A 19,619-nucleotide genomic window follows, 5' to 3' on the forward strand; every position below is an offset into this window, starting at 1 on the left:
GAGGGAGTATTTTGATGAAAGCTTTACGATGAATGATTAAGTTTTCTATTAAACTGTACACGTATAGATGAATATATACTTCGTTCACATCTGCCGCTTGGATTGAGTCTAAATAAATCTGGATCTCCTTTTGCATACCCCCCCAGAAAATCACAAATTGACTGACGTGAGGGATAAAAAATGATTTCAGTTAACGCCTATTCCATCATCAACTCGGGACGCATCGTTTAATAGACGGTTTGATTAACCGAAAACTGTAGTCGTGAAGAATCAAAATTTGCAATCTTCATTTTTAAATTCTGGGTACACTATTTAATATTTCTTAAGTCAACTAAAATTTTTTTCTCTGAGTGTGAGAGGGCTAACTGTGATTAACTCTATCGGGTTCAACTCCTATAAGTCATTAGATGAGCAGAAACTTTATACTCATCTACAAAATTGTGCCAAAACGGAGTCACCTCAACAGTTGATTCAGCGTTTTCGCAATTTATTTTTAGGCGAAGTCGAATATCAAGATCCAGAGGTTTGGGCGATATTAAGTCAGATTGTTGACGGGGATTTTTCTCAGCAAGAATTTTCCCATGTTCTTAACCGTTGTTGCTATATTTTGATTAACTGTTGGTTGAAACGTCGTAAGTTGCAATGGGCAATTTATGAATTAGTACAACTCTTTGAAGTCTTACCTACTGGACTCCCTCCTTGTTGGACTGCTAAACGTTTGCGATCGCTTGTTAAACACTTTATTCAATCAGAACAATATCACGCTTTACGTCGTCTGGCTAAAGCCTTTAAAGATTGTAAAAATACTGAGTCTAGTGAAACTAAAAACTTAGATTCACTGATTATTCGATATCCCTATTTATACGAACATTTTTTTCTCACCGACGACAGCAGCGATGAACAGCGCCAAGAAATTCGCATGATGCGAAATCGCAATCAATTACGGTTTGAACATGATTTACATCAGTATGTAACCAACCAGACTCACAGCCGAGAACAAGGACTCATCCTATTACCGACAAAAAACCCCACTCTACTCTCAGACAAAAAATATTACTCTGCGATTAATCATTTTACCAGTAAAGTCGATGGTCATCATACCTATCCCGAGTTAGCAAAACAGTTCGTTCAACAAAGTCGGAGAACTCGTTCCTACCGAACCTTCAAAGAAGAACTCTACGAATATCTCAGCACATCTATTGACCCTAAATATGGTAAAAATCGTTTTAATAAACGTTTATATCAAGTCTTACAAGACACTTTAAATCACAACGATAGCCAAAAAGTAAATGATTCTTTACTCGCGGGAACCTGTCGTAAATTATTTAACTTTATGGTGGTTGAGAGTTCGCAACAACCCAATCACTTTGTCTTTGTCGATTTACTCAATAACTTGGGAGCAACCTCAGTCACTGGGACTTTACTTAAGTTGGTTTTAATTTGTCGTAAAGTTAAAAGAGATTTAGAAAAACGTTTTTCTGTTTTATTCAATCATTATGCGACCTTTTCTCAAGATAAAGTCTTTTGGTTAGTTGAAGCTCTTGAAAATGTTAATATTGCTTTTGGTTTGAACTTTGGATCTAAAAAAATATTATTTTAAAGCAGATAGAAGTACAAATATAGAGCGGGGTGTTTACAGTTGACACCTGTATTTTTCCGGGGTTGAGTGTTCCAAACTCCAGAGATTTTCAGCAACGACAAAGCAGTCATTATGGATTGTATGTCTGACCCCAAGATAGTGATCGCATTGCTTCTATTCCCCATTGTATTTTTGAAAGCTAATCTCTAGCAAACCCTCTAAAAATCTATAACCTGCTTCCTCCAAATTCCCCACCAAAGAAAAGGTTAAACTGCGAATTATAACCCGACAAATTCTAATATCCAACGGCTCAATTAAAGGTGTGGGATACACCAAAATTGCCTCCTGACATTCCCGAGCCTCCGCATAAGCAACCACCTGAGCAATGTCACTCAATGCGGGTAGATTCGGAGCTTTATACTTAGTATCCAACACATATTTAGTTACCCCCGTTTCTACATCTTGCAAGACCAAATCAATATCAAAATATAAACCCTGACAGACGTAAAATCTTTCTTGAGATTTAACCTCAATTTGGATAGATGCTGCACTCATAGTCCCACCTGTTGCTTGACTTTATCCCAACGAAATTGATTAACTAGACTTGCTTGGTCAAAGAAATACTCCTCCAAATACGGCTCGATTTCCATCTTCCAAATACTCTCGATTTCTTGGTTTATATCGGGCAGTAAAAAGAAGCTAATCCCGATTTCATAATGAGGATTTCCAATCTGCTGATTGACTTGTTTTAACGTTTTAATTAATCCCTCAACTGAGAAGTCAATTCCCCGATGATAACGCCGCAAAACTTCGTAATTTGGGGATAGAGAAATGAAAGCAAAGCGGCGACGCAGGGCATGGTCTACCAAGGCAATAGAGCGGTCTGCTGTATTCATTGTACCGATAATCCGTACATTCTCTGAAATGCCGAATCGTTCACCTGAAGTTAAATACATTTCTTCATTGCGGTATTCTAATAAATACATCAATTCTCCAAAAATACGAGCCACATTTCCCCGGTTTATTTCATCAATAATTAAAACACAAATATCCTCGCAATTTCTAGCCCGTTGACAAAAATCAAGAAATCTTCCATTCACGACCGGATAATCTAATTGCCCATCGGTTTTTTGCGGGCGGATACCTTGTACAAAGTCTTCGTAAGCATAAGCCGGATGAAACTGAACAACATCTATAAAACCGTTCCCGCCACTGACTAAATGTTTGGCTAATTTCTTCGCAAGATAAGTTTTACCCGTACCGGGTGGCCCCGAGAAAATTAGCTGTTGTTTGCGTTTGAGTGCCTGCAACCAAAACGTTAACGTTTCTGTTTCTATTCCCGTATCTTCGGCGCATTGAGTTAAAGTATATTCCGGTTGTAAATTCATTTCTTCAATCTCAAAAATGGTTTCAATTGGCTCATCTTCCGGGTCTAATTTTTCTTTAGAAAACTCGTATTTTTTCACGCCAACCAACCAGTGAGAAAACATATCAAACAAGTCATCATTTCTCAGGGCAGGTATACCGGGTTGATTGAGTTCTGGAGTCAATTCTTTAATCAATTGGTGTCCGACGAGATTTAGGGCCGGATAATCCGTTAATTTTGTGCTGTAAGATGTATTGGCGAAATAATTGATAACTTGCCGGGATTTATTATTAATTAATAGAAAATTATCGGGGCGAAGTGCGTTCAGAATAGGGGTAAGCATTCCCGTCTGAAAACCTTTGGAGTAAGGTTTTTTAGAGAATTTTTGACAAGCTGCCGATAATTGAGTTGGATTTTGATAGCAGCAACGAATAAAATTTAAAATCGATGATGCTACTTTTTCCCAGTCTTCCGGCTTTGTCCACTTTGCACCCTCATACCATTCTTTTAAATCTTTTTTGATAGCTGGTGCGTGATGTATCCAGGCGCCTCTTTGAAGATTATTCGCACTTTTTGAGTAAGGAAGTAGTTGTAGCAAAACGGCTTCTGTGAGGTCTTCAACTGGCTGAGAGTCGGAAGATATCGCCTCAAAATTCCTTTTTCCTTGCTGACGCTGTTCGTTGTAGGCGGTTGTATGACGTATCCCCGCAGGGGTGTTGGGATAGGAGTTGATAAATTCGTGAAACAGTCTAACAAATTCGGCTTTCTTTTCTACTAACATGAATCCCCAATATTTTTCGACAACAGCAATAGAATCGGTTAATTTCAGCCTGATTTTTGAAAGAGTATTCGGGTTTAATTTGTTCCTAAAGCTTTAATAATTTCATATTCATTTTTATTTAAGTAACGATAACTTTGGGGTGGACGCAAGTCAGACAACTTTTTGGATAAACGTTCAAATTTAACGGGCTTTTCAAAGGGTTTTATTTTCTTGATTAGGATACCAACAACGATAGATGCTCCTTGATAATAACTATAAAATTCTTGGCGACTAATACCAAGATTGTCTTTATATTCATCCCAAAATTTTTTGAGTTCTTGACAGGATGCTTTAATTTCAATAATTCTCTCCACATCAAATGAACCTACAAAAACTTTTTCAGGAGATGAAACATACACAACAACGATATCTCCCTCCTTGAGTCTTGTCCGAACTCTACGCAACTCAATTGTTTTTGTTTGTGTCTCAAATATTTGTTTAGCATATTCGGGTTTAATCGACAGTAGAAGTATAGTTGGTAACATAGCAATTCAACTTCTGTTTGAAGAATGAATTCCTAAATTATACACTTTAACAAAGCATTCTGTTGAAATTTTTTCTGGCCATTGAAAAGTTAATTTATTCGGGGAAAACTCCTGAACTTTCTCCGAGGATACGGGATTTTCAAATAACTCTATATCACTAAAGCGAATCGCCATTATATGACCGAACTTGTTTTGATTCACCCGCTCAATATCGCTCAAATTGTAAACTCCTAAGCGCTGGAAACGTTGATAAAGTTCTTTGGGCTTTCCAACGCTCACCTCATCTACATAAGCGCAAGCACGAACAGATTTTACTCCGTAGAATCCTTTCCCTTTACCCTCTTTTTGTGTTCCGCTTACATACCAGAGAATTCGACAGGGTGGTTGTAATCTTATTGAATTGTTTGCGAAGCGATAGTAGACGGCTTCACAGTTAAATGCTAATTCAGTTTTGGCTCCTAATAAAGTTTGATTTGCCAAATTTTGATCGAATAAATCGGATGCCCATCGGGGTTGAATGGGAATGATAAATGTTGGAATTTCAGCATCGAGAATTTTGGCGGGAAAAAGCAGGCGTTCAAAGTCTACCGATGCTTGCACGTCTGTTATAATATTTTCGGCTTTTAGACCATCTGCAAATTGCAGACAAACTTGATAGTCTTCTCCGAAAGTAGAGCCTAGAGTGATGAGATGCTGTGACAACTCCGATGCGGTTTCAACGCTTGCCAAGTTAATTTTTAACCATCCGTTTTTTACCCGTCGAAAGGAAGAATTTTCTTGAATTGCCGTCATTACGGTTTCTGTTAAATATAAATCGGTAATTCGGGTAAATTGTCGTTGTTCACGAGCCGAACCTAATATAGATTGAAAAATTAAATGGCGTGCAAGTGTTCCCGATAGCGGATGATTTCCAACCCGCAACATCGGAATTTCTAGTTCATGTTGTTTTTGTTTGTCATACACAACCAAAGCCAGGAGTTCACCTTTTCCTTGTTGAACAAGCCAACAGTCAAATTTATCAGATTTTGCTAGAAATCGTAAAAGCTGCTGTTGAAATTCTATCTTGGTTTCTCCCAGTTCTTCGCACTGAAAATATTGACTTAAAACATTTTCTGTTCCCTTCTGAACGGGTATTTTTTCTAAGCCTGTAGTCCCCGCCAAACGAACGGGCTGATAGTCCAGCTTTCTCCGAAATTCATCTAAGTGAGTAATTAAAACATTGGGGCGAATGATGGAAACTCGGAATTGTTCATAAATTTCGCTACTCAGTTCTAAGAGTTGGGGATGTAAAGTTACAAAAACTTGAGATTTTGAAGTAATGGCTCTGGCGAGATTTCGCTGCTCAAACTCATTGACTTCTGACGCTTTTTTTGACAATAAACTATTGACTGAATCAATAATAAGATCTAAATTTTTATCGCCGGACAAACAGGTAAATCTGTCTTGAGCAAATCGACGCTTTTTCTTCCTTTCTGTTTGGTTTTTTAGCAGGGTTATTGTATTAAATATTTCATCGGTAATACATAATTCTAATTCTGTTGCTAGCCAATCCGCCCATAAAGACTTTGATTCTTCAAAATCGGTTTCTTTATCGGCATAAATCTCAGTGAAGATTTGCGTATCAATAACCACACAAAGCCGGGATTCAAGTTTTTGATTGGGAGCGTTTGAAAATAGATTTGTATGGCCGTGATCAAACCACCAATAGGTTAGCAGTTTCCCCTCTTTATTTTTTCCCTGTTTCTCATGTTTAGCAACAAAATTTAGTCTTGACCACATTTTTTCTAAATTAAAATCTTCGCGACAATGTAACCCAATACCACTCGATTCTTTAGTTTTTTCTTTGAGGTAATCAACCAACTGTCTGGCTACTCTTTTTCCCCGTTGTGATGAATCAACGCACAAATGAACTAAGCGATGACGATTGTGTCTTTTGGAGTATCCATATAAAATATACCCAATACACTCCGCTTGTGAATCGATTGCGACAAATATATTCCCCTTTTGTGCCTTCTCAACAAAAGCTTTACGAGGAAAAAATCCCAAAGTCTTTTTGTTAGCATCTCCCAGTCTGATAACATCCTGTAAATAGGGAGATTTTTCATCAATTACTTCAATTTTAATTTCCACAGTTTCTTGGCTTTGACTTGAATATTCCTGCACCTGGCTTGAGGGTAACGTATTACTTCTCAAATTCGGAATGACAGATATTGACATTATAAGTTAATGAATACTCTCACCCTGTTATGTCGTTGTTGCGCTTCAGCACCAAAGTAAAGAAGGGCTAAAGCCCTACAACTTTAATCAATTTATTTTAATATTATTTTTTGATAATTTATGCTAATATTTATAATAAAGCATACTAATAAAAACTATTCAACCTCTCAATTATTGACTGTAGAACAATTTTCCACTAAAATTATTAGTCAACCCGTCTCGGCAAAACTACCCAACAGAAAGCTGTACAAGGAATGATTTAACGCCGTCAGGTAAACACGGTTAGATGTCAACAATTAGCTTTTGTAGACGATTTAACCTCTTAAATTATCTAGGTTCCAACTGATGATTTTATTGAGTAACTGATTGGGTTGAATTGGTTTAGTAATAAAGTCATCAGCTTCAGTGGCTAAAACACTTTCAGATAAGCTAGATTCAGGATGAGTTGTAATGGCTAAAATCTTAATCTGTTGTGTGGCTTTTGTATTTTTTAGGTGATGAATGATTTCATAGCCATCTTGACCGGGTAAGTGCATATCAACAATAACCGCTATGGGTTGTAGTAGTTTAATTTGTCCTAATGCAGTTAATCCTTCTACTAGCCAAACAACCTGATAACCCGCTGCCGTCAGAATTTCACAGATCAGTGTGGCGATTTCTTCATCATTTTCAATCAAAATAAATCGACCTAAAGAATTATTTCTGGAGGTCGTGGGTAGAGATGTTTTGAAGGCAGAATCTTTGACTTGTTGCTGAGATTTTTGAGAGAGAGTGGGTTGAGCAGGAATCTGAACGGTGAATATTGAACCTACATTTTCAGTCGAGGTTAATTTAATCGCTCCGCCATGAAGTTCAACTAATTGTTTAGTCAAAGCTAATCCTAAACCTGTTCCCCCATATTGACGACGATAAGATGAATCAAGTTGTTGAAACTTTTCAAATAATAAGGGCTGTTGTTCTTCAGAAATTCCAATTCCGGTATCTTGAATTTGAAAAATTGCTGTATTTCTATTGACCCAAACTCGGAGGGTAACTTGTCCACTTTCTGGGGTAAACTTAATAGCATTACTCAAAAGATTAGACACAATTTGTTTAACGCGACGTTGATCAGCAATAAACAGATCTTCATCCGATTTTATCTGGATATCACTGATGAGCAACACATTATGTTCTTGCGCTCTTTCTCGAAAAGAATATAAGGTTTTTTGAGCCAGTTTAGTTAAGGAAAACTCACTAATTTGTAAAATTGTTTTTCCGGCTTCTACCTCTGAAAGTTCTAGAATATCATTAATTAACTCTAATAAATGTTCTCCGCTATCGTGGATTTTATGAAGATATTCTTGTTGTTTTTTTCTGGGAAGTTGTTTAATACCCGCAGCTTCTGAATAGAGTCTCAATAGCGTTGCGGAAATGCCAATAACACAGGTGAGTGGAGTTCGCAACTCGTGGCTCATTGTTGCTAAAAATTCACTTTTCGCCCGGTTTGCAGATTGAGCCGCCAAAAGCGCATCGTGAAGGGCTTGAGTGCGTTCTGTGACTCGTTGCTCTAAAGTGTACTTTTGCTGTTGTAATTGAGTGTGGAGTTGGGCTTGATAAATGGCGATTGATAAATGTTCTGTTACCTTAGCAATAAATTGTGTTTCGTCATCCGTCCACGAACGGGCTTGAGAACATTGATGAGCAATTAATAATCCCCATAATTTATCCTGTACGACTATCGAAAAAACGACCTTAGATCGGACTTGAATCCGATGCAAAAACTCTAAAAAACAAGGAAAATCAACATAGGCTTGATCAACATCTTGAATAATTAAAGAAGTTTGACTGTTTTGAGGTTTGGCTTGAGCTTCTGGTGTATCAAAAAAACAGCTATCCGTTTCGCTTAAATGAAGGACAGATAAAATCTTTTCTGAGGAACGAGCTTCATAGGTGACGCATCCTTTGTAACCCTTTTCACTCGGTTTAGATTGACTAGAATATTTAGGAAGTGGAGGGGGCAGTCGTGTATCGCGATTTTGCTCCTCTAGATCCAATCCTGATTCTAGGCTACATTCCCGAGAAGGAATAGACCATTGAAAGTCAAACTGATAGATCAACACCCGATCAACCTGCAAAAATTTTTGCAACTGTTTCACTGTTGTTGACAAAATAACCGATAGTTCCAGACTCTGGCGAATCTGGCTGGTAACTTGATTTAGGAGCCTCTCTTGTTCGAGTTGTTGATCTAGGGCTTTATCCACAGATTTGTATCAAAATCAACAGCAAAGCGAGTTGAAAGGGATTACGTCTATTGATTGCTATTTTAATTCGATTATTAAGACAGCACTCTATCATTTTACCAGATTAACAGACTGATTATTCCTTCAACAAATCTGAATATTATGTTAACTTTAAATACATCAGATCTAAATCGAGACAGGAAGGACGTTAAGAAAACAAAGGTAAAAAAATACAGTGACGCTCCTTTGTCCTGCTTCAACCACTCAGAATGTTAACGGTTGATCGAAGTCGATATATAGCTTTGTAGTGATGTTCTTTTTTTGACTTGACAGAATAGGATTATCACAATCATTATGTATGATATCAGAAAATGGTTCAGCCTACAATCCCTAAAATAAGTTCAGTTGAATGAGCAACTTACCTCGAATCACCTTTAATTCTACCCTTGAAGACCTTGTTTCCTATGCGTTTCAGATTGACTCTACTACCCCTGGACGAGTCGTTGCCCAAGAATTTCATAAAAATCCAGAAATACCTGGGGTGATTATTGTTGATCAAGATCAGGTCACTGGAATGATTTCTCGGGCTAACTTTCGGGAACAAATGAATCATCTAAATCGCAAAACTTTATACTTGAGTCAACCGATTCAATTACTCGTAGATGTCATCCGAATTCCCCCACTGATCCTCTCCAAATACTGTACAATTTTGGTCGCTGCTAACCAAGCATTGACTCGACCTAAACAACTCATCTATGAACCTCTGGTAATTGAATTGGAACCTGGACAGGTTCGACTTGTAGATATTCAAAATTTACTGATTGCTCAAAATCAGCTTTTAAACTTTTCTTATGATAAAATACAACAACAAAACTTGAAATTAAATCAATGTGGTCAAAAGTTTGAGGAAGAAAAAAGCAAAGTTAAACAATATCAAGAATCACTTCAGCAAAAAAACAGCTTAATTCATCAACAGTATAATGAAGATTATAGCAAGCAAAAAGCGAAGTTAACCCAGTATACTCAATCAATTCTTCAACTCAATCAGCATTTTGTTCGAGTTAGTGAACGAATTTTAGCCGAAACTCATAAAGCTTTTCATTCGATCTTTTTAAGTGCAAATTTAACCTATCGTAATACTGAACATTTGTTTGAAATTAGTGAAGCAATCTCTCGGGATCTTGAGGCGATAAATTCAACCTCTCAAATGCTCGGAGAAATTATCCAAAAAGTTCGTCATCTCGCCGTACAAGCTGCTGTTGTTACCTATCAATATGATTCTCCAAAACCGCAAGGACTCAGTAAAATCGGCTTTGAAATTAATCGCCTCGTGAGTGAAACCTCAAAAGTCAGCGATCAAACCAATAGTATTGCCAGTCAACTCAAATTTCATCTACAAGAACTGAGAGAATCTGCACTAGAAGATGCGCGTATTTCCTGCTCAATTCTCTCTCATATTGAACAAGCCGAAAATGTTATCGTCGAGTTAGAACAGTTTGTTCATTCATCCTTGACGCATCAAGAAAATGCTCAATATGATTCAACCGATGCTCAATATATTATTCACACGATAGAGCGGGCATTAAAATGTGCAGAAGATAAAAACAATTAAACCTCTGATTCGGCTATTGTACCTGTTAACAACTCTTGAGCGGCGCTGATCAAATCCTGCTCAATTTCTTTGAGATCTTCACGACTTCCTAAATAAGTTCTTAAAGCTTCAAGCGGATCAAGACTATGACGATCAAGTTCAGGAATACGAGGACGAGCCAGTTGACTCACCAATTCTGCTTGAATACTATAAGTATGAGCAGCACTCAACGCTTCATGTAAACGAGAGTTTTCAATCAAATCAATCTGTTCTGAACGCAGTTGATAAATTAAACGTACCACTTGATCGTTAATCTTTTTTTTATCAATCGCTTTGATCAGCTTTTCTTGGGGGTCTTCCACCGCAGAAACATCAACTTTAATCGTACAAAAAGAACGCACAGGTAAAGCACAAAACTCCCACTTAACTCGATCTTTTTCTAACTCCAACAAAACAAACCCCTTCTCTTCTTTCTCCTCACTAAAATCCACCCGTTCGATACTTCCCGGATAAATAATCGGCGGATCATTAGACTGATTCAAATTTTGATGTTTGTGAACATGACCCAACGCCACATAATCAAAACAAGGACGAATAAGTAATGATAAAGGAACATTAAACCCTTTTCCCACCGCCAAAAAACGTTCAGCCCCTAAACTGGCTTTATCAACCATTAAATGAGCCAATAACACCGTCGGAATTTGAGGATCTAAACGTCGAATTTCTCCTTCCATCGCTACTTTCAGTCGAGCAATTAATAAATCATTCACCTCACTTAATGTTAACCCTTCTGTTTCAGGACGAGTCAACAAAGTCGAACGAGTTAACCAAGGAAGTGTAATCACCTGAACATCCCCATTTTGCGTGTGAATTTTATGAGTTTCAAAGCGATCGCCAACCACAAACCCCGGTACACCTAAAGTTCGATAAATCCCTAAACTCGCTCCCCCCTGTCCTTGAGAATATTGATCATGGTTTCCCACAAGCAAAACCGTTGGAATTTGAGCATCCACTAAACGCCGAAATTCTTTCGCAAAAGCCTGTTTAACAAATGGCGGTGGAGTCGCATCAGGAAACGCATCTCCCCCAAACAAGACCAAATCAACAGGTTCTGCGATCGCCCGCTCAATACACCGTCCCAAAGTCGTCACAAAGTCTTCTAAACGAGTATTTAAACCTGTTTCTGGGTTAGTCCGTCCGTGGGAGAACCCACTACCCATATGAATATCAGACAGATGGAGAATTTTAATCATAAAAACGACCACTGCAACAGCGTGAACTCAAAATCCGGAAAACAACGATCCTAAATGTGTAGTGCTTTGTTACGATTTGAATGAATCGACTGATCAATTTACCGATCAATTAACTTTTGAGGTAAAGCGGTCAATATCGGAAATATTGACTTTCCGGTTCATAGAATCATTGTTCGACTCGTAATGCTATCGATGTCTTTTTTAGAGCTTTGTTTTAGTCAAGCTGCATCAGGTCACACAATGCAATCACAATCCCTCACAACTACACAGCGAGCAGTTCTCGATTTAGCGGCTCAATTGCGCCGTGAAATTGCAGCTCAGATCTCAGCATACCTCAAAACCTATCTCAATACACCTCACCAAGTTAATCAGATCAATGCCAACGTGATGCAATGGGATCAGATCGATCCTGAAAATATCGACAGTCTACAACAATATTTTTGGCAACAAATCAAAATTTTTGATACTGTTAGCGGGATGAACTGGGCTGACAACACCGGGAATTATATCGGAATTACTCTACTGAGTGATCGCACACCGACTCTAGAACTAAAAAACGACACAACAGGTGCAAATAAACACATCTATGCTCTCGATCAAGAGGGAATTAGCACCTTTGAACAAATGGGTTTATGTCCGAACTATCATCCCCGTTCTCGTCCTTGGTATCTCAGCGCTCAACAAGCCAATTGTGCAGCTTGGAGTTCAATTTATCAATATTCTAGCCCGATTCAAGTTCAACTGGGTTTAACGGCGGTTCTCCCCTTGTATGATGCGAACAATCACTTGCTTGGGGTTTTGGGATGTGATCTGTCTCTGTCTCATATTAGCCAATTTTTGAAAACGCTCAATATAGGTCATAAAGGGATTTGCTTTATTGTTGAACCTTCTGGAAAATTAGTCGCCAGTTCAACGCTAACTCAGCCGTTTAATATTGATGATGATCAAACTATCATCGGCTTTAATACTCTCCAAAGTGGCGATCGCTTCATTCAAGCAATCATGACTCGTGTCTACAGTCAATTTAATGATCTTACCCAGATTAAAGGTGACTATCAACTCGAATTGATTTGGGATAATCAAATTCAGTTAATCGATATTTTTCCTTTTGATGATGGTCGGGGTTTAAACTGGTTGATTGTCTTTGTCACTCCCGAATCAGAATTTGTACAAAGTATTCCATCTGACGATTATCATTGCGATCGCGATGCTCAGAACACACTCAAACGTATTAATCAACAACTAGAACAACGAATTGAACAGCGAACCAGTAGTTTACAACAACTCGATCAAGCCCTCAAAATTAGTGAAGATCGTTGGCAATTAGCCCTACAAGGAAGCAACGATGGGATTTGGGATTGGAATGTACAAACCAATGAAATTTTCTTCTCACCTCGTGCCAAAGAAATGTTAGGCTATGAAGAAAGTGAAACGACAAACCATCTAGCCGAATGGGAAAAACAGATTCATCCCCATGATCGAGAACGGGTGCTGAAAGCGATTTGGGATCATTTAGATCAACAGACCGAATATTATAGTACCGAATACCGAATTCGTTGTAAAGATGGTCAATACAAATGGGTTTTACATCGGGGTCAAGCCCTGTGGAATGAAATAGGTGATCCGATTCGGATGGTCGGTTCTCAAACTGATTTGAGTGAGCAAAAACAAGTTGAAACTCAACTCTTTTATTATGCTTATCACGACTCTCTAACTCGTTTACCCAATCGGGCTTTTTTTATGGATCGATTGCATTTAGCCCTCGAACAAGTTCGTCAGTATTCTGAGCATCTATTTGCAATTTTATTTATTGATCTAGATCGTTTCAAATTAGTGAATGATGGTTTAGGACATTTAGCAGGAGATGAATTACTCATTCGAGTCGGACAGAAACTCCAACAATGTATTAGTGTTCACGACACTTTGGCTCGTTTGGGTGGCGATGAATTTGCCATTTTATTAGACCCCATTCAAGGGATTTCTGATAGTATTATCGTGGCTGAACGGATTCTCACAATTTTACAACAACCTTTTATTCTCGAAGATCAAACGGTTTCGATTACGGCGAGTATTGGAATTACATTCAGCCACTATTATACAGCCAATCATTCCTACAAACATAGTACAGATATTCTTCGAGATGCGGATATCGCCATGTATCATGCTAAACATCATAGCACCTCAAAATATGCAATTTTTGACAGCAAAATGCAGATGGATACGCTGATACGATTACGTTTAGAAAATGATCTGCGAGCCGCTATCGCATCTTCCCAATTAAAGGTTTACTATCAACCCATTGTTTGTTTAAAAACAGGCAAAATTAAGAGTTTTGAAGCTTTAGTTCGTTTACCTGATCCCAAAAAAGGGTTGATTTCTCCCGGTGAATTTATTCCGATTGCTGAAGAAACGGGATTAATTGTTCCTCTCGGAGAATGGGTTTTACGAGCCGCTTGTCAACAACTCCGACAGTGGCAAATTCAAGGGTGGATTGATCTGAATGTCTCTGTGAGTGTGAATGTCGCTGGACAACAGTTTTCTCAAAAGAAAATTGTCAACTTAGTCCAACAAATTTTGCAAGAAACGGAATTATCTCCAAAAAATTTGCGATTAGAAATTACGGAAAGTGCAATTGCTGAACATTTAGAATGGGTAGCCCGACGTCTAAGTCAACTCCGACAAATGGGAGTTCAAATTTTAATTGATGATTTTGGAACAGGTTACTCTTCTTTGGATCGCTTACAACGGTTTCCGATTGATACTCTCAAAATTGATCGCTCTTTTGTGGCTCAAATGACTTCCCCAGATCCTAATTCTAAATTTGTCGAGGCGATTGCTCATTTTGCTCACAGTTTAGGCTTTAGTGTCGTTGCTGAAGGGATTGAAACGGTTGAACAAAAACAACTCATTCAGCACATTGGTTGTGAATACGGACAAGGAAATCTATTTTCTCCTGCGGTTGATGTGGCGACAATGACTGCTTTTATCCAACGAAATCCGATTTTCTAACTGAAGTAAATTATATTCAACTCCCGACTGTTTCTGTACGAATTTTTATCCACAAAGCTTGATATTGTTTTAAAGTAGATTCGGGTAAGGGAAGTAAAAATTCACTTTTCTCTAGAATTTCCGCTTTTGGAAACAGAAGCGGATTATTTTGTAGGGTTTCTGGTAACTCGCTGGGTTGTAATTGATTAACAATAGGAGAAGTTGTACCCGTTAAGATTGACATTTGGGTAGCAATTTCCGGTTTCCAACAAAAATCAATCCATTGTTGGGCTAAGGGAAGATTAGAGATCGGCTTTTCAGAGGTTGGTTGTACCCACAGATCCGCCCACAATGCCGTTCCCGAAGCTGGAATAACCACTCCAATATTATGCTGACGGCGAAATTTTTCCGAAAAATCGGTAGACCAACCCACCGCTAACCAAGTATCTCCGGTAATTAAGGGTTTGAGGTAGGTATTGGAGTCATAAAGCTTGATATTGCGATGGAGTTGACGAAATTGATCTTCTAAATCGACAACTAGATCAAGATCGGTGATATTGTAAGATGAACCCAGTTTTTTTAACGTTAAACCAATCGTTTCCCGAGGATTATCCAGCACAGAAATCCGATCACGGATATCTTCTCGCCACAAATCACCCCAATCTTGAGGAGTCCATCCTAAAGTTTCAAACTGTTCTCGACGATAGGCGATCGCTGTCGTTCCCCAACGGTAGGGCGCAGCCCAGACTTGACCTTGGGGATCTAACTCCCCTTGAGCGTTGCGAGTCACTAAAGCTTGCCATTGTGGAGGAAGTTGGTTCCAGCGTTGCCAAACTTGGGGATCGAGAGGTTGGACTAATTGCTGTTGAATGGCTTGAGTGAGCCAATAATCCCCAATCATAATCAAATCAGATGAGGAGTGATTTTCAGGTCTGGATTTTTTCTCCTCTGGTTGCAGCAACTGGTACAAGTCTTTGAGTTGCGCCTGCGGAACAAAATCGATCACCGGACGATCTGCTGAGAGTTCCCGACGGAACTTGTTCACCATTTGAACTGGAACCGAACCTTTTAAGAGTTCGATTTTTAATGCCGTCGTCTGACGACATCCCATCGTGAGACTTCCTAATGTGATCGCACTTGTTCCCAGGAGAAAATTCCGTCGCTTCACAGTGTTATTGAATTCGTTTTTCTAGATACTGACCAATCATTTGCTGTTCGCCCGCACGGCTGATAATCGATTGACGAGTGCGGTACTTCGTACCGATATGCTTGATTTCTTCCTCGAATACAGAACTATTGTACTCGGTTCGCAAGCATAATGTGTCTGGATTGGGGAGATAATATTTGGCGTTGATCGGATCTTTGGTTGCAAAACCGCGATCGCGATACAGAATGTCTCCTAATACCCCAAAGATTGTTGATCCTTCTGAGTTGGGGCGATTGCTTGCGGACTGGGTACTTTCCCATTCTACATAGGAACCACAGACTAAAATATTGCGATCGCCCAGATGATGCAGTTGGGCGAGTTTAATCAATTCGGGGCTACCTTGCTCTAAAAATCTTACCGTCAAACGGCTCGTCCATTCTTGGGTTTTTCCGTCAGGTAGGGTGTAATACCGTCGTTGAGAATGCCACATCCCTTCGGATTGGCGCAGGTATTGTTCGATTTGAGATGTAGTCTCTAGTTGAATTTGTTGGATCGGTGATTTCATTTAGAGAAGTCCTCCACTCGGTTCTACTGAGGCACAAAACTCTATGTTTAGTCCCCTGGTTTTCATTTTGTTACAATTCTTAATATACACACAAAAACCTCAATCTGGCAATCTCAACGGTTATTTCTTTTTGACTACAAGAGTCATCTATTCGTTTCCGGATTAGAAAGAGATTTGCTGATATTGATTCATAACTGAGGATATAAGACTTAAAAATAAGGGTGCAGTTGCCCTTGATACAAAACACTGATTTACCGCCTAGATTTGACGAATTTAAACTCTATTTTTATGAGAAAGATTGGATTTTTGTTTCAGATTGTCACAAAATTTAATTTAAAAACCGGACAAGTTAATCCCCCAAAGGCTAGAGATCTAAAGATTTTTATTGCGGTTAAATTTAAGTCGATCTTGAATTAAATTTTAATCAAAACTGATGATTTATCGGCATTTTCACAATTCCGGAATTAGTAAATTTAATCATCAACCCGGAGTAAAATTAATTTTTTAATCAATAGAACACTCACCAATCTGGATTGTTTTTGTCCATTGAGCAGCAATAAATTCTCAGAAAATTTTTCTGAAAAAACTCAAAAATTTGATCCAAATGACTGAACTCAAATCTCTCAAAAACTGAGAATTTGGGGGTTCGGCATAGCCAAATGATAGGGGTTGATTTTTTTCTAGCCAGAAATGAAACAGCTTAATACTCCGACATCAATCAGAACTCAGATTTGCCTTGATTCTGGTCGAAGTCAAAACCCCAAAATTAAAATTTCTCTCATAAAAATTTGATAGTAATAGTTAAATAAATTATAAGTAATTTCCCAGTTGAGCCATTCTCTGTCTAGGATAAAAGAGAGAAATCAGTAATAAAGAGAGCAAAGGAATATTTATGGACAACCTCAATCAACAAGTTGGAGCCTTGAATCACAAAGTTGATCGACTTTACGAAATCTTGATGCAAGTTAATGATCGACTGAGTGACTCGATCGCATCCCAACCCGTAGGACAAACAGACAATTTCAACTCTCATCTAGACCCTTCTCCTAATCAGTCATTGACTCGACAACACCTTTCACTGGAATCGGGATTAGAACATAAAGATGTTTTAAGCGATGATGATTATGTCACCAGCACAGTGATGATTCATCGAGAACAACCCAGTATCACTGCTGACATTCAAATTCAGAGACTCACAGCCCAACTCACAGCCGCTTACAATCGTATCGCTGCTTTAGAAGAACGGTTACTCTCCCAAAGAACCCCTCATTAAATTCTCCGGAGATAGGGTGATAGGGTGATAGGGTGATGGGAAACCCGCCCCTATTCGTCACTATAGCGCGTAGCGCTAGGGAACAGGGAACAGCGGATCAGGGAACAGCGGTGCGACTAGGCGCGAGGTTTCCTTGCAATCACGAACGCGCACCAAGAGAGGGAACAGTAGACGGTGAAGGGGTTTTAGGATTTAGAAATAACAATTATGTATTCGCGTAGCGCTATATTTTTCAATTTCTAATTTTGTGATATTGATCCGCTAAAGCCTCGATAGCTTGTAAAAGTTGGTCAGTGTTCCAACCGAGTAAATGAGCCGCGATCGCACATCCACCAGCCCCCACTCCTTCTTTGACATATCCTTGCTCATAGGCTCTAAGTTGAGCATAACGCGACGTTGAAAAGTTGAGAGAGGTTGCCAGGAGGGGAACACCACCAATTTCTTGAGCAAGTCCCACCGTATCTCCAGTGGGATCTTCGGCGACCCAACGAGTTGTACCGACAACGACCTGTTGAGGATGCCAGTCCAACTCGAAATAATCTGCGATCGCCTGACTCAGACTATAAACAGCCAGCATTTGTGTTCCTCCGGCTAGAAGCACTCCCACCGTGCGACTCGCCGCGATTGTCATTCCCGCCACAACAATTTGCATCGGATCACCGACCGCCGCAACTAATTGAAGCGGATCTACATTCTCAACCCCGGGTAGATTCGCCGCTTGTAATCCAGCCATAGCGATCGCCAATTTTTGAGTATGATTACAGTCAGGATGGCTACTATTGACCTTATTTTGAGCCGCAAACCCCAAACCCAGTAAAATCGCTAAAGCCGTAGTTGTACCGCCCACAACGCATTCTCCGATTAGAATATAACGTCCTGTGGCTTGGCGAGCGAGTCGTTCACCCCAAATTAACCCTTGTTCAAACAGGTGTTTGACGGTGATCAAATCGAGAGCATGACCCGAACTCAGACAGTTTGCTGGAACTCCCCCGAGATCAATATGAGGAACAGTGGGAACAATCGGTAATCCAGCATTAAATAAATGAAAGGGAATCTGGAGATCATCAACAACAGTTCGTGAAATCAACACCGGAGAAGCACCTGCACTCAGAGGCGGTAAAGGAAATTGAGGAGTGAGTTGAGGGCCATTGTAGAGAAATTCAGCATCCGCAACACAAGTATATTTTCGATCTTCTGGAGTAGCGCCCGCCGCCGAGATACCGGGAATTAGTCCGGTTTCTGTAAAACCCAAAACACAGGCAAAAATCGGCTGAGATCCTCGATATTGCTGTAACCATTGATTGGCGGATTGGGGTTGAGTATAGATACGAACACTCACAGTTGTCAATTAGCCTTCATAGTCGAGTAATACTTGTACCCAATGAGGAGGGCGAGGAATCGGGCTTTTGAGGCGATCAAGGATTAACAATGCCACCAAATGAACCACAAATAGATAAATCGCACTATTAACAACAACCATGACCACAGCAATAAGTTGTACCAGCGTTAAACTAGGTTGAGCGAGTATTCCTAACTTGATAAAAATCCATTCCGCTAATTCGGTAATTTGAGTCGTCGCATAAACCCATAGATCTCGACCCAGTAAAATCGATAATAGCCAATAGCGAAAAAAGAACCCAATCGAACCGATAATCGCCCCAACACCAATCGAAACAAACCAGTTCGCCCCCCGCTTCCATAATCCTCCCATCGCCACCCCCATCCAACCATAGGGGATAAGAAAGATAATACTCCGAGTCGGCCCCATTAAAACCGTTAACAACAGTAGAGAAGTTAAAGCACCCATCCAGGCTTCTCGTTTTCCCCACCGTAAATAAAGTAAAGCAATGGGTAAAGGGAAAAAGATTCGTAATACAGGCCCAATTGGAAAATAATAATTAACAAACCAAATCAAACTCGCTGTACTCGCTAAAAATGCAGTTTCCACCATCCGCAGGGGAGAACGAGAGGACTCGGAGGCCAGAGAGTTATTAGGGTGGGGAGAGACAGAGGGAGAAGAATTTTGAGTTTTTTTGGTCTTAGTCACAAAAAATTTAGGGGGGAGGAGAACACAGAACAGCGAATAGGATTAAATAGTAGAACCTTGAGCGAAAGT

General features: G+C 39.4%; 14 protein-coding genes. 4 read left to right on the plus strand and 10 right to left on the minus strand.

Going from position 1 to position 19,619, the window contains the following annotated elements; all coding sequences use genetic code 11:
* Window positions 1–367 precede the first annotated feature (367 nt).
* Window positions 368–1,600 (plus strand): Sll1247 family protein, encoded by a 1,233-nt coding sequence (locus tag M595_RS06880; RefSeq protein ID WP_023065447.1) that lies wholly within the window; start codon window positions 368–370, stop codon window positions 1,598–1,600.
* Between the two features lie 153 nt (window positions 1,601–1,753).
* Here M595_RS06880 and M595_RS06885 read toward each other — a convergent pair whose 3' ends face one another.
* The 5 genes from M595_RS06885 to M595_RS06905 form a co-directional block, all read right to left on the minus strand.
* Window positions 1,754–2,134: an McrC family protein gene (locus M595_RS06885; RefSeq protein ID WP_023065407.1), complete on the minus strand. Its 381-nt coding sequence runs from the start codon at window positions 2,132–2,134 to the stop codon at window positions 1,754–1,756.
* The gene (locus M595_RS06890; protein WP_023065397.1) at window positions 2,131–3,726 is read right to left on the minus strand and encodes an McrB family protein; all 1,596 of its coding nucleotides are present in this window, start codon (window positions 3,724–3,726) and stop codon (window positions 2,131–2,133) included. The genes M595_RS06885 and M595_RS06890 overlap by 4 nt, the downstream gene beginning before the upstream one ends.
* Before the next feature lie 74 nt (window positions 3,727–3,800).
* Entirely contained in the window at window positions 3,801–4,250 is a 450-nt protein-coding gene (locus tag M595_RS06895) for an ASCH domain-containing protein (RefSeq protein ID WP_023065442.1), read from the minus strand.
* Between the two features lie 6 nt (window positions 4,251–4,256).
* Window positions 4,257–6,467 carry a GNAT family N-acetyltransferase gene (locus M595_RS06900; protein WP_083492796.1) on the minus strand — a complete coding sequence of 737 codons (2,211 nt, stop codon included), beginning with the start codon at window positions 6,465–6,467 and terminating at the stop codon, window positions 4,257–4,259.
* Between the two features lie 314 nt (window positions 6,468–6,781).
* On the minus strand, window positions 6,782–8,707 hold the full coding sequence (locus M595_RS06905; RefSeq protein WP_023065405.1) for a hybrid sensor histidine kinase/response regulator: 1,926 nt from the start codon (window positions 8,705–8,707) through the stop codon (window positions 6,782–6,784).
* Window positions 8,708–9,095: 388 nt separating this feature from the next.
* Between M595_RS06905 and M595_RS06910 the strand changes: the two genes are divergently transcribed.
* A complete protein-coding gene (locus tag M595_RS06910) occupies window positions 9,096–10,298 on the plus strand; it encodes a hypothetical protein (protein WP_023065434.1) in 1,203 nt (400 codons plus the stop codon).
* Here M595_RS06910 and sbcD read toward each other — a convergent pair.
* Window positions 10,295–11,530, minus strand: a complete 1,236-nt coding sequence (sbcD, locus tag M595_RS06915; RefSeq protein WP_023065472.1) for an exonuclease subunit SbcD — start codon at window positions 11,528–11,530, stop codon at window positions 10,295–10,297. The two genes, M595_RS06910 and sbcD, sit on opposite strands and share 4 nt — an antisense overlap.
* Window positions 11,531–11,770: 240 nt before the next feature.
* Between sbcD and M595_RS06920 the strand changes: the two genes are divergently transcribed.
* A complete protein-coding gene (locus M595_RS06920; protein WP_023065376.1) occupies window positions 11,771–14,539 on the plus strand; it encodes a bifunctional diguanylate cyclase/phosphodiesterase in 2,769 nt (922 codons plus the stop codon).
* Window positions 14,540–14,555: 16 nt separating this feature from the next.
* Here M595_RS06920 and M595_RS06925 read toward each other — a convergent pair whose 3' ends face one another.
* Both M595_RS06925 and M595_RS06930 read right to left on the minus strand, forming a co-directional pair.
* A complete protein-coding gene (locus tag M595_RS06925) occupies window positions 14,556–15,629 on the minus strand; it encodes an extracellular solute-binding protein (protein ID WP_023065466.1) in 1,074 nt (357 codons plus the stop codon).
* A 61-nt stretch (window positions 15,630–15,690) separates the two neighbouring features.
* Window positions 15,691–16,230 (minus strand): phycobiliprotein lyase, encoded by a 540-nt coding sequence (locus M595_RS06930; protein WP_023065390.1) that lies wholly within the window; start codon window positions 16,228–16,230, stop codon window positions 15,691–15,693.
* Window positions 16,231–17,122: 892 nt separating this feature from the next.
* Here M595_RS06930 and M595_RS06935 point away from each other — a divergent pair.
* Complete coding sequence (locus tag M595_RS06935) at window positions 17,123–17,503, plus strand: hypothetical protein (protein ID WP_023065437.1); 381 nt, start codon at window positions 17,123–17,125, stop codon at window positions 17,501–17,503.
* Window positions 17,504–17,735: 232 nt separating this feature from the next.
* On the opposite strand, the gene cobT is transcribed toward M595_RS06935, so the two are convergent.
* Window positions 17,736–18,842 (minus strand): nicotinate mononucleotide-dependent phosphoribosyltransferase CobT, encoded by a 1,107-nt coding sequence (gene cobT / locus M595_RS06945; RefSeq protein WP_023065418.1) that lies wholly within the window; start codon window positions 18,840–18,842, stop codon window positions 17,736–17,738.
* A 9-nt stretch (window positions 18,843–18,851) separates the two neighbouring features.
* On the minus strand, window positions 18,852–19,550 hold the full coding sequence (locus tag M595_RS06950) for a DUF2232 domain-containing protein (RefSeq protein ID WP_040483715.1): 699 nt from the start codon (window positions 19,548–19,550) through the stop codon (window positions 18,852–18,854).
* Between the last annotated feature and the right edge of the window lie 69 nt (window positions 19,551–19,619).

Source organism: Lyngbya aestuarii BL J (genome assembly GCF_000478195.2).
GTDB classification, from domain to species: domain Bacteria; phylum Cyanobacteriota; class Cyanobacteriia; order Cyanobacteriales; family Microcoleaceae; genus Capilliphycus; species Capilliphycus aestuarii.